At 59.2% G+C, this 26,795-nt stretch carries 27 protein-coding genes and 3 tRNA genes; 23 read left to right on the forward strand and 7 right to left on the reverse strand.

Annotated features, from left to right (window positions below; all coding sequences use genetic code 11):
* Positions 1-5: 5 nt before the first annotated feature.
* Genes CLM71_RS02875 through CLM71_RS02890 form a run of 4 tightly spaced genes read left to right on the forward strand, consistent with a single transcriptional unit; the run spans position 6 to position 3,259 of the window.
* Complete coding sequence (locus CLM71_RS02875) at positions 6-857, forward strand: amidohydrolase (RefSeq protein WP_105229664.1); 852 nt, start codon at positions 6-8, stop codon at positions 855-857.
* Entirely contained in the window at positions 841-1,617 is a 777-nt protein-coding gene (locus CLM71_RS02880) for an SDR family oxidoreductase (protein ID WP_105229665.1), read from the forward strand. The genes CLM71_RS02875 and CLM71_RS02880 overlap by 17 nt, the downstream gene beginning before the upstream one ends.
* Positions 1,614-1,970 carry an L-rhamnose mutarotase gene (locus CLM71_RS02885; RefSeq protein ID WP_105229666.1) on the forward strand — a complete coding sequence of 119 codons (357 nt, stop codon included), beginning with the start codon at positions 1,614-1,616 and terminating at the stop codon, positions 1,968-1,970. Before CLM71_RS02880 ends, CLM71_RS02885 begins: the two co-directional genes overlap by 4 nt.
* A gap of 59 nt (positions 1,971-2,029) precedes the next feature.
* Positions 2,030-3,259 (forward strand): sugar MFS transporter, encoded by a 1,230-nt coding sequence (locus tag CLM71_RS02890; RefSeq protein WP_105229667.1) that lies wholly within the window; start codon positions 2,030-2,032, stop codon positions 3,257-3,259.
* Between the two features lies 1 nt (position 3,260).
* Here the strand turns inward: CLM71_RS02890 and CLM71_RS02895 are convergent, their stop codons facing one another.
* Positions 3,261-4,322, reverse strand: a complete 1,062-nt coding sequence (locus CLM71_RS02895; protein ID WP_105229668.1) for a diguanylate cyclase — start codon at positions 4,320-4,322, stop codon at positions 3,261-3,263.
* 371 nt (positions 4,323-4,693) lie between these two features.
* On the opposite strand from CLM71_RS02895, the gene CLM71_RS02900 reads away from it, so the two are divergent.
* Positions 4,694-4,981, forward strand: coding sequence for a DUF1435 family protein (locus CLM71_RS02900; RefSeq protein WP_105229669.1), 288 nt, complete (start codon positions 4,694-4,696; stop codon positions 4,979-4,981).
* Positions 4,982-5,083: 102 nt separating this feature from the next.
* Here the strand turns inward: CLM71_RS02900 and CLM71_RS02905 are convergent.
* The 4 genes from CLM71_RS02905 to CLM71_RS02920 form a co-directional block, all read right to left on the reverse strand.
* Positions 5,084-5,170 (reverse strand) — tRNA-Leu (locus CLM71_RS02905).
* 42 nt (positions 5,171-5,212) lie between these two features.
* Positions 5,213-5,299: transfer RNA gene (locus CLM71_RS02910), tRNA-Leu, on the reverse strand.
* 34 nt (positions 5,300-5,333) lie between these two features.
* A tRNA-Leu gene (locus CLM71_RS02915) sits at positions 5,334-5,420 on the reverse strand.
* Positions 5,421-5,560: 140 nt separating this feature from the next.
* Positions 5,561-6,469: a LysR family transcriptional regulator gene (locus CLM71_RS02920; RefSeq protein WP_105229670.1), complete on the reverse strand. Its 909-nt coding sequence runs from the start codon at positions 6,467-6,469 to the stop codon at positions 5,561-5,563.
* Between the two features lie 121 nt (positions 6,470-6,590).
* Between CLM71_RS02920 and CLM71_RS02925 the strand changes: the two genes are divergently transcribed.
* Positions 6,591-7,586 carry an aldo/keto reductase gene (locus CLM71_RS02925; RefSeq protein WP_105229671.1) on the forward strand — a complete coding sequence of 332 codons (996 nt, stop codon included), beginning with the start codon at positions 6,591-6,593 and terminating at the stop codon, positions 7,584-7,586.
* Between the two features lie 47 nt (positions 7,587-7,633).
* Here CLM71_RS02925 and rsmC read toward each other — a convergent pair whose 3' ends face one another.
* Positions 7,634-8,674, reverse strand: a complete 1,041-nt coding sequence (gene rsmC / locus CLM71_RS02930; protein ID WP_105229672.1) for a 16S rRNA (guanine(1207)-N(2))-methyltransferase RsmC — start codon at positions 8,672-8,674, stop codon at positions 7,634-7,636.
* Between the two features lie 650 nt (positions 8,675-9,324).
* On the opposite strand from rsmC, the gene CLM71_RS02940 reads away from it, so the two are divergent.
* From CLM71_RS02940 to deoD, 15 genes are all read left to right on the forward strand, one after another.
* A complete protein-coding gene (locus CLM71_RS02940) occupies positions 9,325-9,762 on the forward strand; it encodes a DNA polymerase III subunit psi (protein WP_105229674.1) in 438 nt (145 codons plus the stop codon).
* Positions 9,707-10,150, forward strand: a complete 444-nt coding sequence (gene rimI / locus CLM71_RS02945) for a ribosomal protein S18-alanine N-acetyltransferase (RefSeq protein WP_105229675.1) — start codon at positions 9,707-9,709, stop codon at positions 10,148-10,150. The genes CLM71_RS02940 and rimI overlap by 56 nt, the downstream gene beginning before the upstream one ends.
* A 157-nt stretch (positions 10,151-10,307) precedes the next feature.
* Positions 10,308-10,613, forward strand: coding sequence for a helix-turn-helix domain-containing protein (locus CLM71_RS02950; RefSeq protein ID WP_105229676.1), 306 nt, complete (start codon positions 10,308-10,310; stop codon positions 10,611-10,613).
* Between the two features lie 3 nt (positions 10,614-10,616).
* Positions 10,617-11,879, forward strand: coding sequence for a type II toxin-antitoxin system HipA family toxin (locus tag CLM71_RS02955; protein ID WP_105229677.1), 1,263 nt, complete (start codon positions 10,617-10,619; stop codon positions 11,877-11,879).
* 160 nt (positions 11,880-12,039) lie between these two features.
* Positions 12,040-13,629 carry a peptide chain release factor 3 gene (prfC, locus tag CLM71_RS02960; protein ID WP_105229678.1) on the forward strand — a complete coding sequence of 530 codons (1,590 nt, stop codon included), beginning with the start codon at positions 12,040-12,042 and terminating at the stop codon, positions 13,627-13,629.
* Between the two features lie 500 nt (positions 13,630-14,129).
* Positions 14,130-14,768 carry a molecular chaperone OsmY gene (osmY, locus tag CLM71_RS02965; RefSeq protein ID WP_105229679.1) on the forward strand — a complete coding sequence of 213 codons (639 nt, stop codon included), beginning with the start codon at positions 14,130-14,132 and terminating at the stop codon, positions 14,766-14,768.
* 105 nt (positions 14,769-14,873) lie between these two features.
* On the forward strand, positions 14,874-15,035 hold the full coding sequence (locus tag CLM71_RS02970; protein WP_015670813.1) for a DUF1328 domain-containing protein: 162 nt from the start codon (positions 14,874-14,876) through the stop codon (positions 15,033-15,035).
* Positions 15,036-15,092: 57 nt separating this feature from the next.
* The gene (locus CLM71_RS02975; RefSeq protein ID WP_105229680.1) at positions 15,093-15,278 is read left to right on the forward strand and encodes a stress-response protein; all 186 of its coding nucleotides are present in this window, start codon (positions 15,093-15,095) and stop codon (positions 15,276-15,278) included.
* A gap of 10 nt (positions 15,279-15,288) precedes the next feature.
* The gene (locus CLM71_RS02980) at positions 15,289-16,389 is read left to right on the forward strand and encodes a patatin family protein (RefSeq protein WP_105229681.1); all 1,101 of its coding nucleotides are present in this window, start codon (positions 15,289-15,291) and stop codon (positions 16,387-16,389) included.
* A complete protein-coding gene (locus tag CLM71_RS02985) occupies positions 16,386-17,162 on the forward strand; it encodes a TatD family hydrolase (protein ID WP_105229682.1) in 777 nt (258 codons plus the stop codon). The genes CLM71_RS02980 and CLM71_RS02985 overlap by 4 nt, the downstream gene beginning before the upstream one ends.
* A 204-nt stretch (positions 17,163-17,366) precedes the next feature.
* On the forward strand, positions 17,367-18,632 hold the full coding sequence (locus CLM71_RS02990) for a NupC/NupG family nucleoside CNT transporter (RefSeq protein ID WP_172606352.1): 1,266 nt from the start codon (positions 17,367-17,369) through the stop codon (positions 18,630-18,632).
* A gap of 369 nt (positions 18,633-19,001) precedes the next feature.
* Positions 19,002-19,781 carry a deoxyribose-phosphate aldolase gene (gene deoC, locus CLM71_RS02995; protein ID WP_105229684.1) on the forward strand — a complete coding sequence of 260 codons (780 nt, stop codon included), beginning with the start codon at positions 19,002-19,004 and terminating at the stop codon, positions 19,779-19,781.
* Positions 19,782-19,852: 71 nt separating this feature from the next.
* Positions 19,853-21,175 (forward strand): thymidine phosphorylase, encoded by a 1,323-nt coding sequence (gene deoA, locus CLM71_RS03000; RefSeq protein WP_105229685.1) that lies wholly within the window; start codon positions 19,853-19,855, stop codon positions 21,173-21,175.
* A 66-nt stretch (positions 21,176-21,241) separates the two neighbouring features.
* Positions 21,242-22,465 (forward strand): phosphopentomutase, encoded by a 1,224-nt coding sequence (gene deoB / locus CLM71_RS03005; protein WP_105229686.1) that lies wholly within the window; start codon positions 21,242-21,244, stop codon positions 22,463-22,465.
* A gap of 69 nt (positions 22,466-22,534) precedes the next feature.
* The gene (gene deoD / locus CLM71_RS03010; RefSeq protein WP_105229687.1) at positions 22,535-23,266 is read left to right on the forward strand and encodes a purine-nucleoside phosphorylase; all 732 of its coding nucleotides are present in this window, start codon (positions 22,535-22,537) and stop codon (positions 23,264-23,266) included.
* Positions 23,267-23,355: 89 nt separating this feature from the next.
* Here the strand turns inward: deoD and CLM71_RS03015 are convergent, their stop codons facing one another.
* Positions 23,356-24,042 carry a YtjB family periplasmic protein gene (locus CLM71_RS03015; RefSeq protein WP_105229688.1) on the reverse strand — a complete coding sequence of 229 codons (687 nt, stop codon included), beginning with the start codon at positions 24,040-24,042 and terminating at the stop codon, positions 23,356-23,358.
* Between the two features lie 306 nt (positions 24,043-24,348).
* On the opposite strand from CLM71_RS03015, the gene serB reads away from it, so the two are divergent.
* Together serB and radA are read left to right on the forward strand one after the other, a co-directional pair.
* A complete protein-coding gene (gene serB, locus CLM71_RS03020; RefSeq protein ID WP_105229689.1) occupies positions 24,349-25,326 on the forward strand; it encodes a phosphoserine phosphatase in 978 nt (325 codons plus the stop codon).
* Positions 25,327-25,386: 60 nt separating this feature from the next.
* Positions 25,387-26,766: a DNA repair protein RadA gene (radA, locus tag CLM71_RS03025; RefSeq protein ID WP_105229690.1), complete on the forward strand. Its 1,380-nt coding sequence runs from the start codon at positions 25,387-25,389 to the stop codon at positions 26,764-26,766.
* The last annotated feature ends 29 nt before the right edge of the window (positions 26,767-26,795 follow it).

The following is a 26,795-nucleotide window of genomic DNA, read 5'->3' on the forward strand; positions in this document are numbered from 1 at the left end:
CCAAGATGTTACGCATCGACGCCCATCAGCATTACTGGCGCTACCTGCCCGCCGACTATCCGTGGATTGACGACGACATGGCGGTGCTGCAACACGACTACGGCCCGGCGCAGCTGCGGCCGTGGCTGCAGCAGCACCGGCTGGACGGTGCGCTGGTGGTGCAGGCGCGGCACAGCGAGCAGGAAACCGCATGGCTGCTGACGCAGGCGCCGCAGCTCGGCGGGGTGTGCGGCGTGGTCGGCTGGCTGGATATTGCCTCGCCGCACCTGGCGCAGCGGCTGGAACGGCGGCATCCGCTGCTGCGCGGCGTACGTCATCTGGTGCAGGACGAGGCGGACCCGGCCGGCTGGCTGGAACGGCCGGCGGTGCATCAGGGCATGCGTCAGCTGCAGCGGCAGGGCTATGCCTATGACCTGCTGGTGACGCACCGCCACCTGGCCGATGCGGCGCGCTTTGCCGCCCGCCATGATGACCACTGGCTGGTGCTGGACCATCTGGGCAAGCCGGATATTGCCGCCGGCGCGCGGCACTGGGCGCGGCAGATCGCGCCGCTGGCGGCGATGCCGCACGTGGCGTGCAAGCTGTCCGGCCTGATTACCGAAGCGCCGGGCGGCTGCTGGCAGGCGGCGCAGCTGCTGCCGTTTTTCGAAGAGGCGCTGGCGGCGTTCGGCCCGCAGCGGCTGATGTTCGGTTCCGACTGGCCGGTATGCCTGCTGGCGGGCGACTACCCGCAGGTTTACCGGCTGTGTGAGCAGGCGCTGGCCGCCCTGAGTCCGTCGCAGCAGGCGGCGATCTGGGGCGGCAGCGCCTGCCGGGTTTACGGTTTAACGGAGTCTGACGATGGATCTGTATCTTGAAGATAAGGTGGTGATTGTCACCGGCGGCGGCTCCGGCATCGGCGCGGCGATTTCGCTGACGCTGGCGCAGGAGGGCGCGGTGCCGGCTATCGTCACCAACGCAGCGCCGGATGAGGCGTTTCTCGCCCGGCTGACGGCGTTGCAGTCGCGCAGCAGCGTGGTGATGGCCGATCTGTGCCGGGAGAGCGACTGCCAGCAGGCGGTGGCGCAGGTGCTTGAACGCTATGGTCGGCTGGACGGGCTGGTGAATAACGCCGGCGTGAATGACGGCGTGGGGCTGGAGGCCGGGCGCGCGGCGTTCCTCGGCTCGCTGGAGAAAAACCTGCTGCACTATTACCAGATGGCGCATCTTTGTCAGGCGGCGCTGCAGGACAGCCAGGGGGCGATCGTCAATATCGCTTCGAAGACCGCACTGAGCGGGCAGGGCGGCACCAGCGGTTATACCGCCGCCAAAGGCGCGGTGCTGGCGCTGACGCGCGAGTGGGCGGTGTCGCTGCGGGAGAGCAAGGTGCGCGTCAATGCGGTGGTGCCGGCGGAGGTGATGACGCCGCAGTATCAGCGCTGGATAGACACCTTCGACCAGCCGCAGCAGCAGCTGGCGAAGATCAGCGCCCACATCCCGCTGGGACAGCGGATGACCACGCCGCAGGAAATCGCCGATACCGTGGTATTCCTGCTCTCCGGCCGTTCGTCCCACACCACCGGGCAGTGGCTGTCGGTGGACGGCGGCTATCTGCACCTTGACCGGGCGATTACATGAGCGGCGCAGCGCAGCGGCGGCGCTTCTGTCAGGCGCTCGACCTGGTCGACTCACCGGCGCTGATTGCCGAGTATCAGCGTCATCATCAGCGTATCTGGCCGCAGATTGCCGGGCATTTGCGCGACCACGGCATTCTGGAGATGGAGATTTATCGCCTCGGCACCCGGCTGTTTATGGTCGTCGAGGTCAGCGCCGCGTTCGACGCCGGACGTTTTGAGCGCGACAGCCGGCTTAACCCCGATGTTCAGCGCTGGGAAGCGTTGATGTGGAAATATCAGGTTGCAACGCCCTGGACGCCGCCGGGCGAAAAATGGGTGGTGATGGAGCAAATCTTCTCATTAACCGAACAATGAATCGGCCGCGCCGCGCGTGGTTGCTGCGGCGTGTCATTTAACACAACGGGGATACGATTATGCTTGCTGATAAAACCGCTGCGCCTGCGCAGACGGGCGCCAGCGCACGTAGCAATTTGCGCTGGGCTTTTATTCTGGTGACCAGCCTGTTTTTCATGTGGGGATTGTCTTACGGATTATTGGACGTGCTGAATAAGCATTTTCAGGAAACGCTGCACGTGACCAAAGCGCAGTCGGGATTATTGCAGGCGGCCTATTTCGGCGCTTATTTTCTGGTGGCGCTGCCCGCCGGCTATTTTATGGATAAACACGGTTACAAGGCGGGAATATTAGTCGGATTATGTTTATATGCCGTCGGCGCGTTGTTATTTGTGCCGGCCGCCTCGGCCAATAGTTTCGCGCTATTTTTATTCGCACTGTTTGTTATCGCCTGCGGGCTGGGCTGTTTGGAAACGGCGGCCAATCCTTACGCCACGGTATTGGGTGATGCCGGCGGCGCGGAGCGGCGGCTGAATCTGGCGCAGTCTTTCAACGGTCTCGGTCAGTTTATCGGGCCGATGATCGGCGGCACGCTGTTTTTCTCAGCGATGCACAACGACGGCGGCGGCGATCAGGGGACGGTAAAAATGACCTACGTGGTGATTGCCGTGCTGGTGCTGGCGATCGCCCTGCTGTTCCGCCGCACCCGGCTGCCGGATATTCGTGAAGAGGCGCCCGCAGCGCACGGTGCGGCGGCGCAGGGATTGTGGCGGCAGCGTCACTTTACCGGCGGCGTGATCGCGCAGTTTTTCTATGTGGCGGCTCAGGTCGGCGTCGGCGCGTTCTTTATCAACTACGCCACCGAACACTGGGCGGATGTCTCTAACCAGCGGGCATCTTATCTGCTGTCGGTCGCCATGATCTGTTTTATGCTCGGCCGCTTCTTCAGCACCTGGCTGATGGGGCGGGTGAAGCCCGCCACGCTGCTGATGGTTTATGCGCTGATTAATATCGTGCTGTGCGGCGTGGTGATGCTGAGCATCGACGGCGTGTCCGTGGTGGCGCTGATTGCGGTGTTCTTCTTTATGTCGATTATGTTCCCGACCATTTTCGCCCTCGGGGTGAAAAATATGGGGCAACATACCAAGCGCGCCAGCTCGTTTATGATTATGGCTATCGTCGGCGGTGCGGTGATGCCGTACTTCATGGGCACCATTGCCGACCGTTACAGCACCGCGCTGGCCTACGGGCTGCCGCTGCTGTGCTTTGTCGTGGTGCTGGCGTACGGCCTGCGCCAGCGCCGCGCCTGACTTACGGGCGCGCCGTCGCCAGTCGTACGCTGTTGCGACCGTTGTTTTTCGCCTGGTACAGCGCGCTGTCGGCGGCGCGGATGGCCGAGTCCACGTCCAGTTGCTCCAGCGGTGAAATGCCGGCGCTGAGGGTAACGTAGGTGGCGGCCAGCTGATTGAAACCGTGCGGGATCGCCAGCGCCTGTACCCGCAGGCGGATCTGTTCTGCCTGCTGGGCGGCGTATTCTTTACTGACGTTGGTCAGCAGTACCAGAAATTCTTCGCCGCCGTAGCGCACCACGATATCGCGTGAGCGTACCGCGTCGCGGATGGCGCAGGCGACCTTCACCAGCGCCTGATCGCCCATGGTATGGCCATAGTGGTCGTTATAGGCTTTGAAACGGTCGATATCCAGCAGCAGTACAAAGTGCAGGCCGCTTTGCGGCGTGGTCAGCAGCGTCAGCTTGTTTTCCAGCCCGCGCCGGTTATACAGGCCGGTCAGCGGGTCGAGCATGCTGAGGTTGCTGAGTTTGTCACGCTCTTCATACAGGCGGGCGACCAGCGCATAGGTGAAGGATTCGCTGCGTTTCAGCATCAGATGGTGGATGGAAAAGGCGATAATCGGCAGCACGCTGATAAACAGGATGCGCAGGGTATTATGCTGGTTGTCGAGCAGCAGGATAATCAGCGCGGAGGGCACGGCGTGCAGGCAGAAGGCGATGACGTTGTCGGTCAGGGTAATCGCGCTGATAAAAAAGATGCTGAACAGGCTAATAATCAGATAGTTTTGTACATTCGGCAGCAGATATTGGCTTTTCATATAAATATGTCCGGCCCACAGCAGACCTAATACGCCGGAAAAATACTCCAGCCGTTTTATATAATTCCCCGGCGAGCGTAAGGTAAATAATAGCGCCGCCAGACAAAACAAGGGGATACCGAACAGCGGCGGGGTGATGGCTGGGGTATTTCTCAACGGCATTAATAAGGTGAAAAGGGAAGAGGCTATATTCATCAGCAAGAACAGTAATATCGCTAACCGATGCTTGCTATTTAGCAGTTCCTGATAAGAACGTGCATTCATTATTAGTGTGTCCGTGCAGTCGACATTGAGCAGTAGGTCATTATATCCGTCATACTTCAAGCTGCAGGTGTGTTGGCTGCGTTCAGTCACCCGAATCACTTACCTGATTAAGCTCATCGGGATTCCTTCCCGCCTTCCTGCAACTCGAATTATTTAGGGTATATATCCCGATCGATAATAAGGAATATCGGCGGTATAATTTCCCAACGTTATTATTAAAAAATTATTATAATAGGATTATTCTTAAGTCAAATTATCACTTTTTCACCGGGTTGTCATCCGCGTTTCACCCGGCGCTCGCGAAAGAGGTGCAGGGTGAAAAGAAGTGTTATATGATATTGGTTATCATTATCACTTGAGGGTGAGCCGTCATGATTGCCGCCATGATTACCGCATGTGGGTTGTGGAGTGTGACCTGGTGTTTGGGGGAGCGTTTATCCAGCGCCTGGGGCGTGCTGCTGCCCTGCGCCCTGTTGCCGCTGCTGGCTATGGTCAACCTGGACATGATGCAGCTGCGCTGCCTGATCGTTATCGCCATGCTGGCGACGTTAGTGATGCTGTTCAACAGCCGCTGGCGCCACTATCTGCTGCTGCCTTCCTGCATGGCGCTGGCCGGCGGGCTGGCCGCCATCAGTCTGCATTTCGATCTGACGCCGTAAGCCGGCGCACGGCAAATCGCAGATATGACAAAACCACGCCTGGGCGTGTTGGTTGCTTTTTGGTGTTTTTTATTCGGGGAAACAATAAGAAAGGACATCAATTGGTGCGAAGAGAGGGACTTGAACCCTCACGTCCGTAAGGACACTAACACCTGAAGCTAGCGCGTCTACCAATTCCGCCACCTTCGCACAGTCGATGTTACTGCTTGATTTTGATTTATATCACCAGCGTGGTGCGAAGAGAGGGACTTGAACCCTCACGTCCGTAAGAACACTAACACCTGAAGCTAGCGCGTCTACCAATTCCGCCACCTTCGCACAGATGCTGTGCAATATAAATCTTGTGGTTATTTGGTGCGAAGAGAGGGACTTGAACCCTCACGTCCGTAAGGACACTAACACCTGAAGCTAGCGCGTCTACCAATTCCGCCACCTTCGCATACCAGAAACATTGATTTCAGCAATGTCACCACGGGGCCGAATTCTAGAGATTTTGGCGAACACGTCAATAGTTATTTCGGTGTTTTGGGGCGATCGCTGTAAAAAGCGTCATATTTCTTTCATCTGGCCGCCATTCGCTTATTTCTCATGCAGCGGACGCCCGGCAAACAGTTCGATCAGCCAGTCAATCAGCACCCGCACGCGCGGCGCCAGAAAGCGGCCGGGCGGATACATAATGTGCAGCGGCATCGGCGGCGGCGGGGTATCGGCCAGCACTTCCACCAGTTCGCCGCGCTTCAGACGCGGAGCCAGCGAGTAGCGCGGCGCCTGGATCAGCCCCAGGCCGGTCAGACAGGCGCTGGCGTAGGCGTCGGCGCCGCTGACGCTCAGCCGTGCGGGCAGCGTACGCAGTTCCACCTGGCCGCCTCGGCAGAATTCCAGCGGGTAGTCCTGATTGTTGCTGAGCGAGAAGTAGCCTACCGCCTGATGGCCGGTCAGATCGTCCAGCGAGCGCGGCGTGCCGAAGCGCTGCAGATAGTCCGGTGAGGCGCAGGTGATCTGCGGCAGTTGCGCAATGCTGCGCGCCACCAGCGTGTCGTCCTCGCTGCTCCAGGCGCGCAGCACGCAGTCGACGCCGTCGCGCAGCAGATCGACCTGCGTGTCGTTGGCCCCCAGCGCCAGCGTGATATCGGGGTAGCGCCGGTAGAAATCCTCCAGCGCCGGGATCACCACTTCGCGTGCCAGCGAATGCGGCATATCGATGCGCACCCGGCCGGACGGCTGCAGCTTTTGCTGGCGGAACAGCGTGTTGGCTTCTTCCAGCGCGCCGAGCAGTTGGATGCAGCGCTGGTAATACAGCGTGCCTTCATGGGTGACCTGCACCTGGCGGGTGGTGCGGATCAGCAGGCGTACGCCAAGCTGCTGCTCCAGCCGCTTTAACACGTTGCTGACCGTAGCGCGCGGCAGCTGCAGGCGTTCCGCCGTGCGGCTGAAGCTGCCCAGCTCGACGATACGGGTGAAAACACGCATGGCCTGAATCTGATCCATTTCGATCCCCGTCCGCGATTGTTAGCGATTTTTGAACAGTGATGAACAATATGCATGATTTATCTTCCCAGCGCTAACAACCAAACTCAGTGGCGAAACATTCAACCGCGAGGCAGACACGATGAAACAGCGCACACTAGGTTCCAACGGCCCGAGCGTTTCCGCTCTGGGGTTAGGCTGCATGGGCATGAGCGATTTCTACTCCACCGCCTATGATGAAAAAGAGGCCATCGCCACGCTGCACCGGGCGCTGGAACTGGGGGTAACCCTGCTGGACACCGCCGATATGTACGGGCCGCACACCAATGAACAGCTGGTGGGCAAGGCGATCAAAGGTAAGCGGGAGCAGGTATTTCTGGCCACCAAGTTCGGCATTGTGCGCGACCCGGCGGATCCGCAGGCGCGCGGCGTCTGCAGCCGGCCGGAGTATATCCGTCGTGCGGTGGAAGGCAGCCTGCAGCGGCTGGGGGTGGAGACGATCGATCTTTACTACCAACACCGGGTGGATCCTGAGGTGCCGATCGAAGAAGTGGTCGGCACGCTGGCGGATCTGATTAAACAGGGCAAGATCCGCCATATCGGCCTGAGCGAAGCCTCGGCGGCGACGCTGGAGCGGGCGCATCAGGTGCATCCGATTACCGCGCTGCAGAGCGAATACTCGTTGTGGACGCGCGATGTGGAGCTGCAGGGACAACTGGCGGCCTGCGAGCGGCTGGGCATCGGCTTTGTTGCCTACAGCCCGCTGGGACGCGGCTTCCTGACCGGCGCTATCCAGCGGCCTGACGATCTGGCCGAAGATGATTTCCGCCGCAGCAATCCGCGTTTTCAGGGGGATAATTTCGCCCGTAACCTGGCGCTGGTGGAGAAGGTTAGTGAACTGGCGCAGGCTAAAGGCGTCACGCCGTCGCAGCTGGCATTAGCCTGGGTGATGGCGCAGGGCGAACATATTGTGCCGATTCCCGGCACCAAGCGCCGGCGCTATCTGGAGGAGAACGTGGCGGCAGCGTCGCTGGCGCTGAGCGCGCAGGAGCTGGCGGCGATTGAGGCGGTATTCCCGCAGCAGGCAGCGGCCGGGGCGCGTTACGGGCAGGAATCGATGGGCTACGTTAACCGTTGATGCGTGTTATCCCTGACGCCGTGGCGTCAGGGATATCGGTTGAAGACTTATTTCTTCTTCGGCGCGCGCGGCGGACGACCGACGGTAGCCTGATACACCTTGAAGCGGCCGTTTTGCGCCAGCACTTCGTGGCTGCCGAAGACGGCGTCGAGAATGTCCGGATACGGCAGGAAGGCGTTGGCGACAATGCGCAGCTTACCGCCGATCGGCAGGTGCTTCACCGCGCCGCGGATCAGCGTTTCCGCCGCGGTGAGGCTGGTGGCCAGCCCGTCGTGGAACGGCGGGTTGGAGATGATCATATCGAAACGGCCGCTGATATCGGAGTAGACGTTGCTGACCAGCACCTCGCCCTCGATGCCGTTGGCCGCCAGCGTCGCCCGGCTGGCGGCGACCGCCGCCGCGTTGACGTCGCTCAGCGTCAGTTTCACCTTCGGTGACATCTTCGACATCACGCTGGCGAGTACGCCGGCGCCGCAGCCGATATCCAGCACCTTGCCTTTCATATGCGGTTCCAGCGTGGACAGCAGCAGCGAACTGCCGACGTCCAGACCGTCGCGGCTGAATACGCCCGGCAGCGTTTTCACTTCCAGATCGTGCAGCGCGTAGCTCTGCCACCAGTCGTCGAGGTTAAAGGCCGGCCGGCTGTCGATACGGCCGTGGTACAGACCACAGCGGCGTGCGCTGTCGATTTTAACCAGCTGCACGTGATCGGCGACGGTTTGCTCCGCGCTGCGCACGCCGCTGCGGTTTTCACCGACCACAAACACTTCTGCGCCCACCGGCAGCAGCGCCAGCAGATTGCACAGCTGGAACTGCGCTTCCTGTTTGCTCTTCGGCCAGTAATAAACCAGCGTATCGCAGTCGGCCACGAACCCGGCGTCGACCGTCAGGCCGAACTGCACATTGTCGCCCATCGCCCGGTTTAATAACTGCCAATGATGATATTGCTGGGTATGCACCCGTACGTCTGCGGCCTCGAACTGGGCAGGCAGGCTATCTTGCAGATCGCCGGCAAACAGTACGCGGCGTTCGGTAAATTCATCACTGTGGCGCAGCATTACTTCGCTGGCGGGGGTTAATGCAGACATCAGGTTTCGGCTCCTCAAGATTAAGCGGGGGATTATAGAGCGTTGTGCAGCGATGTTCGATGAATTTATACCCGTTACCCGTCATACTTCGAGCTGCAGATGCGTTGGCTGCGCTCAGTCACCCGAATCACTGACCAGAGTCAGCTCATCGGGATTCCTTTCCTTGCCGCCTTCCTGCAACTCGAATTATTTAGGGTATCTACCCGTCATACTTTAAACAGCAGATGCGTTGGCTGCGCTCAGTCACCCGAATCACTGACCAGAGTCAGCTCATCGGGATTCCTTTCCTTGCCGCCTTCCTGCAACTCGAATTATTTAGGGTATCTACCCGTCATACTTTAAACAGCAGATGCGTTGGCTGCGCTCAGTCACCCGAATCACTGACCAGAGTCAGCTCATCGGGATTCCTTTCCTTGCCGCCTTCCTGCAACTCGAATTATTTAGGGTATCTACCCGTCATACTTTAAACAGCAGAGGCGTTGGCTGCGCTCAGTCACCCGAATCACTGACCAGAGTCAGCTCATCGGGATTCCTTCCCTTGCCGCCTTCCCGCAACTTGAATTTACCCGTCATGCTGCAAGCTGCAGGTGCGTTGGCCGCGTGGGTTTGTTAGCATAACGCGCTTACGGTAGCTCCTGACAGGAATCGGCATGGCATCTCAACGCGACTGGCTGTTACAACAACTGGGTATTACGCAGTGGACATTGCGCCGCCCGGCCGTGTTGCAGGGCGAAGTGGCGATCGGTCTGCCGGCGGAAACGCGCCTGTTGGTGGTGGCTGCGGCGTTGCCCGCGCCGGATGATGCGCTGTTTTGCGACGTGCTGCGCAGCCTGGGGCTGACGCCGGCGCAAACCTATGGTCTGACGCCGGAACAGGCGGCGATGCTGCCGGAAGACACGGAATGCAACAGTTGGCGGCTGGGCGTCACGGAGCCGCTTGCGGTGGCCGGCGCGCAGCTATACAGCCCGGCGCTGGCCGAGCTTTCTCTCGATGCGGGTGCGAAACGCGCACTCTGGCAGCAGATTTGTCATCATGAACAACATTTCCACCCTGACGGCGGCCGACCTGGCCACCGCCTTCAAGATTGAACAGGCCAGCCACGCCTTTCCCTGGACGCAGGCCACCTTTGCAAGCAACCAGGGCGAACGCTACCTCAACCTGAAACTGGACGCCGACGGTCAGATGGCCGGCTTTGCCATTACCCAGATCGTGCTGGATGAGGCGACGCTGTTCAATATCGCCATCGATCCGCAGCAGCAGCGCCGTGGTTACGGCCGCGCGCTGCTGAGTGCGCTGATCGCCGAGCTGGAAACGCGCGGCGTGGTTACGCTGTGGCTGGAGGTGCGCGCCTCGAACCGCAGCGCGCTGGCGCTGTATAACGATCTGGGCTTCAATGAAGTCACGGTGCGCCGCAACTATTACCCTGCCGCCGGCGGGCGTGAGGATGCGATCGTGATGGCGCTGCCGCTGGGCTGAGCCGTAAATAACTTATTTATTGTTCCCCTCCCTATTTACAACCAATTGATTGTTTTTTGTGACATATACAATAAATAGGTTGTTTTTAACCAGCATTACAACTAATTTGTTGTTTATAGATGAGAAATACAATTAATTCGTTGTTTTGAGGTGAGGGATGCGACAATTATCAGATATATCAAGGATTCTGAAAGAAAAGCGCACCGAGTTGGGCTGGAGTCAAAAAGACTTTTTGATGAAGATTGGTATGACGCAGCAGCAATATCAGCGTATTGAATCCGGCAGTGATATTAGGATGAGCACTCTGCTACGGATATTGGCGGCGATGGATTTGGAATATGTTATCGTGCCGAAAAGGCATGCCGGTGACGTAGAGACGTTACTGCAACAGGAAATGGGTATAACGTCGAAAGCGGATGTGTTGCAGGGGTTTGAAAAAAAGCTGAAAGATCTCGAGGACTAGCGGATGAAGGGGCAACGGCAGGTTGAATCGGTGCAGGCATTAGCTTTGATTTTGCATGGCGTGCGTGTTGGCGTGCTGGCGCATTATAGCGGAGGAAGAAATATCCTCACCTTCGATCCGCAATATATTGCTTTGCCGGAGGATAGTCGTCCGTTGTTTACCCTGAGGCAGCGGGCGCACCCGGGGTATCTTGAACAGGTTTTGCAGTCATCTCAGCGTCTTCCTCCCGTTTTATCCAATTTGTTACCCGAAGGGGCACTGCGCAGTTGGTTGGCGCAATCGTTGAAAGTGCATGTTGATGAAGAATTTCCTTTGCTGGCATGGGCCGGCGACAACTTGCCGGGCGCGTTGGAAGCACGCGCGCTTGCCGCTAATGCGATCCCTGCCTGGGCGCTGGCGTCGCGCGGCGAGCTGGAAGCGGTACACATTGAAGTGGGACCGGATGCGCAAAAATTTTCTCTGGCAGGCGTGCAGATGAAATTTTCCTCTGTGCGTCAGGATGGTCGCTTCAATATCTCTTCTCAGGTGGGCGCAGACAGCTGGATCATCAAAACGCCCTCTACCGTTCACCGTAACGTTCCGGAAAACGAATATACGGCGATGCGGCTAGCGCAGGCGATAGGCGTGGATATTCCTGATATTGAGCTGGTTGCGTTGGGACAGTTGGATAATTTACCTGATATCCGCCTGGCTGATGAATCTTATGCTTATGCTATCCGTCGTTTCGATCGTAGTGAAAGCGGACGGGTGCATACGGAGGATTTTGCCCAAATCTTCGACCTTTATGCGCACGATAAATATCGTGGAAAAAATTACGAGCAGATAGCGGCCTATCTCTATGCGTGGAGTAGTGAACCCTTACCTGATGTGCAGCAGATGGCGCGACGACTGTTGGCAAACGTTATGCTCGCTAATGGCGATGCCCACCTCAAAAACTGGTCAATTTTTTATCCTCACCAAACCGACGTGCGGCTTTCCCCGGCTTATGACATTGTCAGCACGCGGGTTTATCTCCCGGATGAGTCAGCATCTGCGCTTAATATGGCGAGGGAAAAGCGTTGGCCAATGATTTCAATGCAAACTTTTGAGCGTTGGGCCGAGCGTATCGGTATTCCCTGGCCGGCGATACGGGTGCATCTGGTGGATGCCACCGACAAGGCGCGCACTTTATGGCCGGCGTTATTGAAAGACTTACCGATGGCGGACGGTCACAAAGCGGTGTTGCGCCAGCATTGGGCCACGTTGTCGCCAGATTTCCGGCTATAGGTAGAAGGTTTAATCTTGCCGCGTCGTATCCATTGATTGTCACCGGTTGGCAAATCAGCGAAAATAACCCGCTATTATATTCATTTCACCGCTTTGCTTTGACGCCCTCAACGGCGTATGACGATGACGCAGGGCGGACTAACCGTAGAAACGTGAAAACATGTCTCCTAGTGAATTTGCCCGCGAAGTGTCGAAAAGAAGAACCTTCGCCATCATCTCGCACCCCGATGCCGGTAAAACCACCATCACCGAAAAGGTGCTGCTGTTCGGACAGGCGATCCAGACCGCCGGTACGGTAAAAGGCCGCGGCTCCAGCCAGCATGCCAAATCCGACTGGATGGAAATGGAAAAGCAGCGCGGCATCTCCATCACCACCTCGGTGATGCAGTTCCCGTACCGCGACAGCCTGGTCAATCTGCTGGATACCCCGGGGCACGAAGACTTCTCCGAGGATACCTACCGCACCCTGACCGCGGTGGACTGCTGCCTGATGGTGATCGACGCCGCGAAAGGCGTTGAGGATCGTACCCGCAAGCTGATGGAAGTCACCCGTCTGCGCGATACGCCGATCCTGACCTTTATGAACAAACTGGACCGCGATATCCGCGATCCGATGGAAGTGATGGATGAAGTCGAGCGCGAACTGAAAATCGCCTGCTCGCCAATCACTTGGCCAATCGGCTGCGGCAAGCTGTTTAAAGGGGTTTACCATCTGTACAAGGATGAAACCTACCTCTATCAGAGCGGCATGGGCCACACCATTCAGGACGTGCGGGTGGTAAAAGGGCTGGATAACCCGGAGCTGGACGAAGCGGTGGGCGAAGAGCTGGCCGCGCAGCTGCGTGAAGAGCTGGAGCTGGTGCAGGGCGCGTCGCACGAGTTTGAGCAGGAAGCGTTCCTGGCCGGCGAACTGACCCCGGTGTTCTTCGGTACCGCGCTGGGCAACTTCGGCGTCGACCATATGCTCGACGGGCTGGTGTCCTGGGCGCCGACGCCGATGCCGCGTCAGTCCGACAGCCGCGAAGTGAAGGCAACGGAAGAGAAGTTCAGCGGTTTTGTGTTCAAGATTCAGGCCAATATGGACCCGAAACACCGCGACCGCGTGGCGTTTATGCGCGTGGTGTCCGGCCGCTATGAAAAAGGCATGAAGCTGCGTCAGGTGCGCACCGGCAAGGACGTGGTGATTTCGGACGCGCTGACCTTTATGGCCGGCGACCGCTCCCACGTGGAAGAAGCCTACCCGGGCGATATCATCGGCCTGCATAACCACGGCACCATTCAGATCGGCGACACCTTTACTCAGGGTGAAAGCATGAAGTTCACCGGTATTCCGAACTTTGCGCCGGAGCTGTTCCGCCGTATCCGCCTGCGCGATCCGCTGAAGCAAAAGCAACTGCTGAAGGGGTTGGTGCAGCTGTCGGAAGAGGGCGCGGTGCAGGTGTTCCGACCGATCGCCAATAACGATCTGATCGTCGGCGCGGTCGGTGTGCTGCAGTTCGATGTGGTGGTGGCGCGTCTGAAGACCGAATACAACGTGGAAGCGGTGTATGAATCGGTCAACGTTTCTACCGCCCGCTGGGTGGAGTGCGACGACGTGAAGAAGTTCGAAGAGTTCAAGCGTAAGAATGAGCAGAACCTGGCGCTGGACGGCGGCGATAACCTGTCGTATATCGCGCCGACCATGGTAAACCTCAACCTGACGCAGGAGCGTTACCCGGACGTCACCTTCCGCAAAACCCGCGAGCACTGATGTTCGTCGCGGCCCGGCATCCCATCGGTGCCGGGCCGTTGCTATTTATTAACGTCCTTCATCCTTTCCCGTTTTCTCTGTCCCTCAGATTGCTCCGTTTCGTCCGCCGAATTTTATGCGATGCGCTATATTTAGCAGGGCGTAATTGCGCAATGAATAGTCCAAATCTCTGTGATTAGTTAAAAAACCAGCGCCTTATGCGGCAGTGTTGCCAATCGGAGACAATCTGTATTATTTAAAATCAATGGGTTAGCAAGGGTGTCTCTGATGCGTATGGATGATGTCGTTGATTAGCGACAGTATTTAGCCTGTTTTTTCAGCGATAAATCATATCTTATTGATTTTTAATGGTTGTTTAAAGTTGGCATGGCGGTTGCAATATTCCTGGCGTGGATGGCCGAACGAACAGATATCGTGAAGTATCCCTGAATCAAAGCCGCGCGAATCGCGGCGACAGAATCCGCAGGTATTCGGGATTCACCAACAAAAGGAAGAGATCGATGAAAAAGACCAAGTTTGCACAATCAATGATGGCTGTCGTATTGGGTTCCGTTCTGGTGAGCGGTAGCGCTCTGGCCGAAGGTTCGTTGCTCGATAAGGCATCCAGCGTGGCTGATAGCACTGGCAGCAAAATCGATAGCTCTATGCAAAAAGTCGACAGCTCAATGAAGAAAGTCGACGGCTATATGGATGACAGCGCGATCACCGCAAAAGTGAAAAGCGCGCTGGTGCAGGACAAGACTATTTCTTCCAGCAACGACATTTCGGTGAAAACGGAAAAAGGCGTTGTGACGCTGAGCGGCTTTGTCGCCAGCCAGGCGCTGGCTGAGCAGGCGGTCGCCGTGGCAGGCAAAGTGGAAGGCGTGAAATCCGTCAGCGATAAGCTGCACGTGAAAGATGAAGCCAAGCAGTCGGTGAAATCCTATGCCGGTGATGCCGCTGCCACCACGGAGCTGAAAGCCAAGCTGCTGGCCGATGACATCGTGCCTTCGCGCAATGTGAAAGTGGAAACCACCGACGGCGTGGTGCAGCTGTCTGGTGAAGTGAAGTCGCAGGAACAGTCTGAGCGTGCGGAAAGCATCGCCAAGGCGATTGACGGCGTGAAGAGCGTGAAGAACGATCTGACCGTTAAGCCATAATCAGCCCATCGCGGCGAACTCTGTCAGCAGGGGGCCGGTATCCGGCCCCCTTGATGCGTTTCATCACGGGCGCGCAGGCTGCGCCTCTACGGTAAGGAGAGGCTTATGTTTCGTTGGGGCATTATCTTTTTGGTGGTTGCGCTGATTGCCGCGGCATTGGGCTTTGGCAGTTTGGCGGGCACCGCCGCCTGGGCGGCAAAAGTGGTGTTTGTGGTCGGGATTATTCTGTTCCTGATCAGTCTGTTTACCGGCCGCCGTCGTCCTTAGCCGGTGGGCAAAGTGTAACAAATCTTGAGTCTTTTTCCGGCAGCAGGGGGGCAGATCATGAACAGCGACATTATCCTCGGACGCTGGAAACAGCTCAGAGGCCAGCTGTGGCAGGCCTGGGCTGAACTTTCCGGCAGCGACTGTGCATGGCTGACCGGCAGTAATGACTGCCTCTCCGGCATACTGCAAGAAGATTACGGAAGAGAGCAAGAAGAGGTATCCTCAGAAAAAACACCTTACTGAGGATCCCGGGTTGGGCTACAGAATACCCATCACGCTCGGCAATATTGAGCCGCTGGCGTATAAACCATACCGGCCTGGCAAACTGGCGCTGGTGTGCGAAGGGGGCGGGCAGCGCGGTATTTTCACTGCCGGCGTACTGGATGAGTTCCAGCGTGCCCGCTTCAACCCTTTTGAACTGATGATTGGCACCTCCGCCGGTGCGCAGAACCTTTCCGCCTTTATCTGCGGACAGATGGGTTACGCGCGTCGGGTGATCACCCGCTATACCACTACCGCCGATTTCTTTAATCCCCTGCGCTTTGTGCGCGGCGGCCACCTGATCGACCTCGACTGGCTGGTGAATATCACCTCGCAGCAGCTGCCGCTGGCGATGGACACGGCGGAACAACAGTTCCATGACGGGCGTGAGTTTCTGATGTGCGCCTGCCGCAGCGACGACTTCGAACCGACCTATTTCCCCGCCCGGCGCGCCAGCTGGCTGCCGACGATTAAAGCCTCCAGCGCCATTCCGGGTTTTTACCGTATGGGCGTCGATCTGGACGGCGTCAGCTATCAGGACGGCGGCATCAGCGACGCGATTCCGGTGGAGGAAGCCTACCGTCGCGGCGCGGATACCATCGTGGTGATCCGCACCGTGCCGTCACAGATGTACTATACGCCGCAGTGGATGAAGCGGATGGAGCAGTGGCTGAGCGAAAGCAGCCTGCAGCAGATGGTGCGCATCATGCGTCAGCATGAGCAGAGCTACCACCGTATTCAGCAGTTTATTGAGAAGCCGCCGGGCGACCTGCGTATCTTTGAAATCTTCCCGCCGAAGCCGCTGGCGAGCAATGCGCTTGGCAGTCGCCTGTCGTCGCTTAATCGCGACTATCACCTGGGCCGGCGCTGCGGCCGCTATTTTCTGGCGACCGTCGGCCACTGGCTGCAGGCGGCGGAAGAGGGCGACGGCGTTATGGTGAAACGGCCGCTGTCGCGGCGTTTGCTGCAGCCGGAAAGCCTGAATATGCCGTCGCCGATCGTCAGTGAAGTGACACAGCCGGCCGCGGCGGCGCCCGCCGAGATGCGTCTGCCGCCGGACGAACTGCCGGGCGGCAAGGGAGAGGCGCTATGAGTCTGCGTTTTACCGATACCCACTGCCACTTTGATTTCCCGCCCTTCAGCGGCCACGAGGCGGAGAGCCTGCGGCGCGCGGCGGCGGCCGGCGTGGAGCGAATTATTGTGCCGTCGGTCACTGCCGATCGCTTTGCGGGCGTGGCGGGACTGGCGGAGAAGTACCCACCGTTGTACGCCGCGCTGGGGCTGCACCCGCTGTATATCGCACAGCACCATGACGCGCAGCTGGAGCAACTGGCCGACTGGCTGGCCGCACGGCCGCCCAAACTGGCGGCGGTGGGGGAAATCGGCCTGGATCTGTATATGGACGAACCGCAGTTTGCGCGTCAGCAGACGCTGCTGCGCGCCCAGCTGCAGCTGGCGAAACGCCATGACTTGCCGGTGATTCTGCATTCACGCCGCAGCCACGATCCGCTGGCCGCCATACTGCGGCGCGCCGACCTGCCGCGTCGCGGCGTGGTGCACGGCTTTGCCGGCAGTCTGTCGCAGGCGCAGGCGTTTGTACGTCTGGGCTATTTTATCGGCGTCGGCGGCACCATCAGCTATCAGCGGGCGCAGAAAACCCGCGCGGTGATGGCGCAGCTGCCGCTCAGCGCGCTGCTGCTGGAAACCGATGCGCCGGATATGCCGCTGGCCGGCCATCAGGGCGAGCCTAACAGGCCGGAACGCGCTGCCGAGGTGTTTCAGGTGCTGTGTCAGCTGCGTTCAGAACCGCCCGAGCAAATTGCCGCTCAACTTCAGCAAAATACCCAATCCCTGTTTGCGCTATAGCCGCCGTTCTGACGGCTAAAGTGTGATTTGAGTCACGTTATAAGATTTTCGTTTGCGCCTGTTTGTATACATTTGTGATGTAAGACGAGTCTGGCGCAATATTGCTCAGTATAATCCCGCCCCGTTACCAATAGTTAGCCCACAATAATGCCGGGCAGAATCTGTTTATTTTTCACCACAGGGATACTTTGCATGCAACTCATCATGAGCCTGATTGGGATGGCGGTGTTAATTGCGATCGCGGTGCTGCTTTCCAGCAACCGGCGGGCGATCAACCTGCGCACCGTGCTCGGCGCCTTTATTATTCAAATCGCGATCGGGGCGCTGGTGCTGTACGTACCGCTGGGCCAGCGCATTCTGGGCGGGATGTCGGAAGGGGTGGCTAATGTGATCGCCTACGGCAACCAGGGTATTTCGTTTATTTTCGGCGGGCTGGTATCCGACAAAATGTTCGAACTGTTCGGCGGCGGCGGCTTTATCTTTGCGCTGCGTGTGCTGCCGGTGATTGTGTTCTTCTCGTCGCTGATCGCCGTATTGTATTACCTCGGCATTATGCAGCTGGTGATTCGCGTGCTGGGCGGCGGCCTGCAGAAAGTGCTGGGCACTTCGCGCACCGAGTCGCTGTCGGCGACCGCGAATATTTTCGTCGGGCAGACCGAAGCGCCGCTGGTGGTGCGGCCGTATATCGCCACCATGACGCAGTCCGAGCTGTTTGCCGTGATGTGCGGCGGCCTGGCGTCGGTGGCGGGTTCGGTGCTGGCCGGCTACGCGCAGATGGGCGTGCCGCTGGAATACCTGATCGCCGCTTCCTTTATGGCCGCGCCGGGCGGTTTGCTGTTCGCCAAGCTGATGGTGCCGGAAACGGAAAAAACCCATGATACGGACGATGCGACCAAACTGATCGCCGAGGAAGAGCGCCCGGCAAACGTGATTGACGCGGCGGCGTCCGGCGCGGCGTCCGGTATGCAGCTGGCGCTGAACGTCGGCGCGATGCTGCTGGCGTTTATCGCCCTGATCGCGCTGCTGAACGGCATGTTGGGCGGCATCGGCGGCTGGTTCAACTATCCGCAGCTGTCGCTGGAGCTGCTGCTGGGCTGGATCTTCTCGCCAATTGCCTTCCTGATCGGCGTGCCGTGGAGCGAGGCAATGACCGCCGGCTCCTTTATCGGCCAGAAGATTATCGTCAATGAGTTTGTCGCCTTTATGAACTTCGGCGCCTATCTGCGCCCGGATGAGGCGGTGACGGCCGACGGCTTGCAGGTGCTGTCCGCCCACACTAAGGCGATTATTTCGTTTGCGCTGTGTGGTTTCGCTAACCTTTCTTCGGTGGCGATTCTGCTGGGCGGTTTGGGCAGTATGGCGCCGAACCGTCGTCATGATATTGCGCGTCTGGGTCTGAAGGCGGTGGTGGCCGGCACCCTGTCAAACCTGATGAGTGCGACCATCGCCGGGTTCTTCCTGGCGCTGTAAACTATACTTGCGGGGCGCTGTTCTGCTTCTCCGTCGCCACGTTGGCGGCGGGGAAGCAAGCCCGTTAGACAAGGCCAGGAACGCCGCGCTGTGAGGCCTTTGTTATTCTGTGAACAATATCGCGTTATTTTGTGATTATTTTCACATATAATCTCTGACTGTTAGAGCGTTACCCCATTGGATTTTTACACCTGAACGCGGTCGGCGTATTACCGGCGTGTTCTAATCGTTACTACAGGCTGTTTGCACGTCTAGCCTAATGTGCGGTGAGAAGGACCTCAGTTGCCCTCGGGGAAGTGATTACCCCGCGCTATCTTCACGGAACCAAGTCCGCTCGCCAACAGCAAGCAGCTCAAGTTGGAGAGTTTTATGACCGAATTAACCGCCGCAGCGCAACGCGCGCTGAGCCTGATGGATTTAACCACCCTGAACGACGACGACACCGACGAGAAGGTGATCGCCTTGTGCCGTCAGGCGAACAGCCCGGCGGGCCATACCGCCGCCATCTGCATTTATCCGCGCTTTATCCCCATCGCCCGCAAAACGCTGCGCGAGCAGGGCACGCCGGATATCCGCATCGCCACCGTCACCAACTTCCCGCACGGTAACGATGATATCGACATTGCGCTGGCGGAAACCCGCGCGGCGATCGCCTACGGTGCCGACGAAGTCGACGTGGTGTTTCCATACCGCGCGCTGATGGCCGGCAATGAGCAGGTCGGTTTTGAGCTGGTGAAGCAGTGCAAGCAGGCCTGCGCCGAAGCGGATGTGTTGCTGAAAGTGATTATCGAAACCGGCGAACTGAAAGACGCGGCGCTGATCCGCAAGGCGTCTGAAATCTCCATCAACGCCGGGGCGGACTTTATTAAAACCTCCACCGGCAAAGTACCGGTGAACGCCACGTTGGAAAGCGCCGAGCTGATGATGTCGGTGATCCGCGATATGGGCGTCGGCGAGAAGGTGGGCTTCAAGCCGGCCGGCGGCGTGCGCACCGCGGAAGAGGCGCAGCATTATCTGCAACTTGCCGCGCGTATCATGGGCGCAGACTGGGCGGATGCACGGCATTTCCGCTTCGGGGCTTCCAGCCTGTTGGCCAGCCTGCTGACCACGCTGGGTTACAGCGCGCAGACGTCCGGCAGCGGCTACTGATTCTCGCTTTCGTCCCGGCGCGTCCGGGGCGTCTTTGATAACTCTACACACGCAGATTGCAGGAGGATATTTTGTTCCTGGCACAAGAAATTATTCGTAAGAAACGCGACGGTCAGCCGCTGAGCGAAGAAGAGATTCGCTTCTTTATTAACGGTATCCGCGATAACGTCGTCTCCGAAGGGCAGATTGCCGCGCTGGCGATGACCATCTATTTTCATGATATGACCATGCCTGAGCGCGTGGCGCTGACCATGGCGATGCGCGATTCCGGCACGGTGCTGGATTGGAAGAGCCTCGATCTCAACGGCCCGGTGGTGGACAAGCACTCCACCGGCGGCGTGGGCGACGTGACGTCGCTGATGCTCGGCCCGATGGTGGCGGCCTGCGGCGGCTACGTGCCGATGATCTCCGGCCGCGGCCTGGGCCATACCGGCGGCACCCTGGATAAACTGGAGGCCATTCCCGGCTTTAATATCTTCCCGGATGACAGCGCTTTCCGTAAAATCATCAAAGAGGTCGGCGTTGCGATTATCGGCCAGACCAGCTCGCTGGCGCCGGCGGACAAACGCTTCTATGCCACACGCGATATTACCGCCACCGTGGACTCTATTCCGCTGATTACCGGTTCGATCCTGGCCAAGAAACTGGCGGAAGGGCTGGATGCGTTGGTGATGGACGTCAAGGTGGGTTCCGGCGCCTTTATGCCGACCTATGCGCTGTCGGAAGATTTGGCGCAGGCTATCGTCGGCGTCGCCAACGGCGCCGGCTGCAAAACCACGGCGCTGCTGACCGACATGAACCAGGTGCTGGCTTCCAGCGCCGGCAATGCGGTGGAAGTGCGCGAAGCGGTGCGCTTCCTGACCGGCGAATACCGCAACCCGCGCCTGCTGGAAGTCACCATGGCGCTGTGCGTGGAGATGCTGCTTTCCGGCGGCCTGGCGCAGGATGACGCTGATGCACGCGCCAAACTGCAGGCGGTGCTGGATAACGGCAAAGCGGCGGAAATCTTCGGCCGTATGGTGGCGGCGCAGCAGGGGCCGAGCGACTTTGTCGAGCGTTATGACAGCTATCTGCCGACGGCGACGCTGAGCAAGCCGGTGTACGCTGAGCGTGAAGGTATCGTCAGCGCCATGGATACCCGTGAACTGGGCATGGCGGTGGTGACCCTCGGCGGCGGCCGTCGCCGCGCCACCGACAGCATCGACTACAGCGTTGGCCTGACCGATATGGCGCGTCTGGGCGACCGCATTGACGCCAAACAGCCGCTGGCGGTGATCCATGCCAACGATGAAGAGAGCTGGCAGCAGGCGGCCGAAGCGGTACGCGGTGCGATGACGCTGAGCGACCAGGCGCCGGAAGCTACGCCGGTGGTGTATAAACGCATCACCCAGTAAGGCCATTTATTAATCGAGGCGGCGCGCATTGCGCCGTCAGAGCGTGGAATCACGCGGGAGAAGACAATGAAACGTACATTTATCATGGTTCTGGACTCATTCGGCATCGGCGCCAGCGCCGACGCTGAACGTTTTGGCGACAAAGGCTCGGATACCCTGGGCCACATTGCCGAAATGTGCGCGCGTGGCGAAGCAGACACCGGCCGTAGCGGCCCGTTGACCCTGCCGAACCTCAGCCGCCTTGGTCTGGGCAAAGCGGCGCAGGAGTCCACCGGCACCTTCCCGCCGGGGCTGGACGAAAATGCCGACATCATTGGCGCTTACGGCTATGCCAGCGAACTTTCTTCCGGTAAGGACACGCCATCGGGCCACTGGGAGATCGCCGGGGTGCCGGTACTGTTCGACTGGGGCTACTTTAAAGACGAACACAACAGCTTCCCGCAAGCACTGCTGGACAAGCTGGTGGAGCGCGCCAAGCTGCCGGGCTACCTCGGCAACTGCCACTCCTCCGGTACGGTGATCCTCGATCAGCTCGGCGAAGAACACATGAAGACCGGCAAGCCGATTTTCTACACCTCGGCGGACTCGGTGTTCCAGATTGCCTGTCATGAAGAAACCTTCGGCCTGGAGCGTCTGTATGAGCTGTGCGAAATCGCCCGCGAAGAACTGACCGAAGGCGGCTACAACATCGGCCGCGTGATCGCCCGTCCGTTCGTCGGCGATAAGCCGGGCAACTTCCAGCGCACCGGCAACCGCCACGATCTGGCGGTCGAGCCGCCGGCGCCGACGGTACTGAAAAAACTGGTGGATGAGAAGGGCGGCGACGTGGTGTCCATCGGCAAGATTGCCGATATCTACGCCAACGTCGGCATTACCAAAAAGGTTAAGGCGACCGGGATTGACGCGCTGTTTGACGCCACCGTCAAAGAGATGGCGCAGGCCGGCGACAATACCATCGTGTTCACCAACTTTGTCGATTTCGACTCCTCTTACGGCCACCGCCGCGACGTGGCGGGCTACGCCGCCGCGCTGGAGCTGTTTGACCGCCGTCTGCCGGAGCTGCTGAAGCTGGTGAAAGACGACGATATGATCATCTTCACCGCCGACCACGGCTGCGACCCGACCTGGGGCGGCACCGACCATACGCGCGAGCACATTCCGGTGCTGGTCTACGGCCCGAATGTGAAACCGGGCTCGTTGGGCCACCGCGAAACCTTTGCCGATATTGGCCAGACCGTCGCGAATTATTTTGGTCTGTCGCCAATGGAATATGGCAAGACTATGTTCTAATACGCAGTTGGCGCCGGGGGAATACCCCGGCGCATTTTTATTCATGACGATAGTATAAGGAAAATAATTATGGCAACTCCGCACATTAACGCCGAAATGGGTGATTTCGCAGACGTCGTTCTGATGCCGGGCGACCCGTTACGCGCGAAATATATCGCGGAAACCTTCCTGGAAGATGCGGTGGAAGTGAACAACGTGCGCGGCATGTTGGGCTTCACCGGCACTTACAAAGGCCGCAAAATTTCCGTTATGGGTCATGGCATGGGCATCCCGTCCTGCTCCATCTACGCGCGTGAACTGATTGCGGAGTTCGGCGTGAAGAAACTGATCCGCGTGGGTTCCTGCGGCGCGGTGCGCGACGATATTAAACTGCGCGACGTGGTGATCGGTATGGGCGCCTGCACCGACTCCAAAGTGAACCGTCTGCGTTTTAAAGATCACGACTACGCGGCGATCGCGGATTTCGACATGGTGCGCAACGCGGTTGACGCTGCCGCTGCTCAGAACATCCCGGCGCGCGTCGGCAACATCTTCTCCGCCGATCTGTTCTATACGCCGGATCCGGACATGTTCCAGGTGATGAAAAAGTACGGCATTCTGGGTGTGGAAATGGAAGCGGCCGGCATTTACGGCGTGGTGGCGGAACTGCAGGAAGAGTACGGCTGTAAAGCGCTGACCATCTGCACCGTATCCGACCATATTCTGCGTCATGAGCAGACTACTTCCGCAGAGCGCCAGACCACCTTTAACGAAATGATCGTTATCGCGCTGGAATCTGTGCTGCTGGGCGACAAAGAGTAAGGCGGCCCGTCGGCGGCGTTATTGCCGCCGTGGTGACAATCACGCTGGCGGGTGCGAACCTGGCCGGCGTTTTTTATGCGCGGCAGACGCTATGGCTTGCGCGTCTCGTCGTCGCCGGATGCCGGCGCGGCGCTTTCCTGTTTTTCGTCGTCGTTTTCCGCCAGCGGCGTGTTGGCGGTCAGCAGATAGGGCGACTGCTGCCAGCGGCTGCGGCGGCCCTGCAGCAGGCAGCGCGCCAGAATAATGCCGATAGCCAGCGACAGCAGCATCATCAGCCGCAGCAGGTTGGTGGTGTTATCCACCTGTTTGGCCTCGGTCGCCAGCACGTGGGTGTCCAGGGTGATGCGGATAAAGCCGCACGGGCCGTCTTTACCTTTAATGGCTTCAACCAGCTGATTGTTGAAGTAGCCGCCGGCGCGTTTGCCGTCGAGGGACAGGCGGTCGCGTACGCTGATGGTTTCCCCGGCGTGGGCGATCAGCGTACCGTCCAGTTGGTAGACGCTGGCGTCCAGAATACGGCTGTGGTCGGTCATCTGTGTGAGGATGGCGTCGATGCGCTGATTATCAATATCGCTGTCGTCGTCAAGCAGCGGCGCCAGGCTGAAGGCGACCTGTTTCGTCAGGGTTTGCGCCAGATCCTCCACCTGCTCGGAGCGCGCCAGCTGATGGCTCAGGCTAAAATAGGAGGCGCCCTGCATCAACAGCACCAATAACGCCAGGCAAATCAGAATGATGGCGGTGCGGTGCAGACGAAATTTCAGTTTGGCTGTAGCCATACGGCTTCCTTAATCTCAGAGAGAGTTTATGTTGCCAGAAGCCGGCCCGATAGGATAGCTTGAAGGGTTGTTTTGTACCCGTCATATTTCACGTTGCAGGCGTGTTGGCTACGCGCAGCCACCCGAATCACTTACCTGGGTAAGCCCAGCGGGATTCCTTCCCTTGCCGCCTTCCTGCAACGCGAACTATTTAGGGTATATCACGTGTGTTGCCTGTCTTTGCCCGCCGTTGCCGCTTTGGTTTCACGCTGCCGCAACGTAGAATCAGGCGGGTATACCTTATAGCTGCCCCTTCAGGAGTTAATGATGTCGAATAGTCTGACCTATTGTGACCTCCCGGCCGAGATCTCCCAATGGCCGGGTCTTCCCCTTTCACTGAGCGGTGACGAAGTGATGCCGCTGGATTATTGGGCGGGCCACACCGGTTGGCTACTCTACGGCAGAAAACTGGATAAAGAGCGTATCACGCAGTTCCAGCGTCGGCTCGGCGCGGCGATGGTGATCGTCACCGCCTGGCGCGTGGAGGATTACCAGGTGGTGCGTCTGGCCGGTTCGCTGACGGCGCGCGCCAAAACGCTGGCGGCGGAGAGCGGGCTGGACGTGGCGCCGCTCGGCAAGATCCCGCATCTGCGTACGCCGGGCCTGCTGGTGATGGATATGGACTCCACCGCGATTGAGATTGAGTGCATTGATGAAATCGCCAAGCTGGCGGGCGTGGGCGAGCAGGTGTCCGAAGTGACCGAGCGGGCGATGCGCGGCGAGCTGGATTTTTCCGCCAGCCTGCGGCAGCGGGTCGGTACGCTGAAGGGCGCCGACGCCAATATCCTCAAACAGGTGCGCGATAACCTGCCGCTGATGCCGGGGCTGGTCAATCTGGTGCGGAAGCTGCAGGCGCTGGACTGGCACGTTGCCATCGCGTCCGGCGGCTTCACCTATTATGCCGAGCACCTGCGCGATACGCTGAAGCTGGTGGCGGTGGCCGCCAATGAGCTGGAAATCCGCGACGGTAAGCTGACCGGCGAAGTGGTGGGACCGATTGTCGATGCTCAGTACAAGGCCGATACGCTGACGCAGCTGGCAGAAAAGTTGGGCATTGAGCCGCAGCAGACCGTGGCGATCGGCGACGGCGCCAACGATGTGAAAATGATGCAGGCGGCGGGGCTGGGCATTGCCTATCACGCCAAGCCGACGGTGTATGACAAGGCTCAGGTGGCGATTCGTCATGCCGATCTGATCGGCGTATTATGCGTGCTGAGCGGCAGCCTGAAACACGAAGTGCGCTAATCGTTGCCCGCCGGCGCGGGCCGAATCATCAGCAAATCAGTATTCTCCAAGAGGTAACACGTGGCAAAAGCAGCGAAACGGGCGTTTGTATGTAATGAGTGCGGGGCGGATTATCCGCGCTGGCAGGGGCAGTGCAGCGCGTGCCAGGCCTGGAATACCATTACCGAGGTCCGTCTGGCCGCCTCGCCTGCGGCGGCGCGCAACGAGCGTTTCAGCGGCTATGCCGGCGAGAACGGCGTCAGCAAGGTGCAGCGGCTGTCGGAGATCAGCCTGGAAGAGCTGCCGCGTTTTTCTACCGGCTTTCTGGAGTTTGACCGCGTGCTCGGCGGCGGCGTGGTGCCGGGCAGCGCGATCCTTATCGGCGGCAGCCCCGGCGCCGGCAAGAGTACCCTGCTGCTGCAAACGCTGTGCAAGCTGTCGGAGCAGATGAAAACGCTGTACGTCACCGGCGAAGAGTCGCTGCAGCAGGTGGCGATGCGCGCGCACCGCCTGGGGCTGCCGACCGGCAACCTGAATATGCTGTCGGAAACCAGCATTGAGCAAATCTGCCTGATCGCTGAGCAGGAACAGCCGAAACTGATGGTGATCGACTCGATTCAGGTGATGCATATGGCGGATATCCAGTCCTCGCCGGGCAGCGTAGCGCAGGTGCGTGAAACCGCCGCTTACCTGACGCGCTTTGCCAAAACCCGCGGCGTGGCGATCGTGATGGTCGGCCACGTCACCAAAGACGGCTCGCTGGCCGGGCCGAAGGTGCTGGAGCACTGCATCGACTGCTCGATTCTGCTCGACGGCGACGCCGATTCCCGCTTCCGCACCCTGCGTAGCCACAAGAACCGCTTCGGCGCGGTCAATGAACTGGGCGTATTCGCCATGACCGAGCAGGGCCTGCGCGAGGTCAGCAACCCGTCGGCGATTTTCCTCAGCCGCGGTGAGGTGACCTCCGGCAGCTCGGTGATGGTGGTGTGGGAAGGTACGCGGCCGCTGCTGGTGGAGATTCAGGCGCTGGTGGATCACTCGATGATGTCCAACCCGCGTCGCGTGGCGGTGGGGCTGGAGCAGAACCGTCTGGCGATTCTGCTGGCGGTGCTGCACCGTCACGGCGGGTTGCAGATGGCGGATCAGGACGTGTTCGTCAACGTAGTCGGCGGTGTGAAGGTGGCGGAAACCAGCGCCGATCTGGCGCTGCTGCTGTCGCTGGTCTCCAGCCTGCGTGACCGCCCGCTGCCGCAGGATTTGGTGGTGTTCGGCGAAGTGGGGCTCGCCGGCGAGATCCGCCCGGTGCCGAGCGGCCAGGAGCGCATTTCGGAGGCGGCCAAACACGGTTTTAAACGCGCCATCGTGCCGCACGCCAACGTGCCGAAAAAAATGCCGGCCAATATGCAGGTGTTCGGCGTGAAAAAGCTGGCGGATGCGCTGGCGGTGCTGGATGAGTTTTAATGGCCGTCAGCGGAAGGAATCTGTGCTAA

Origin of the sequence: Serratia sp. MYb239, from assembly GCF_002966855.1 — a bacterium.
Lineage (GTDB): Bacteria > Pseudomonadota > Gammaproteobacteria > Enterobacterales > Enterobacteriaceae > Serratia_B > Serratia_B rhizosphaerae.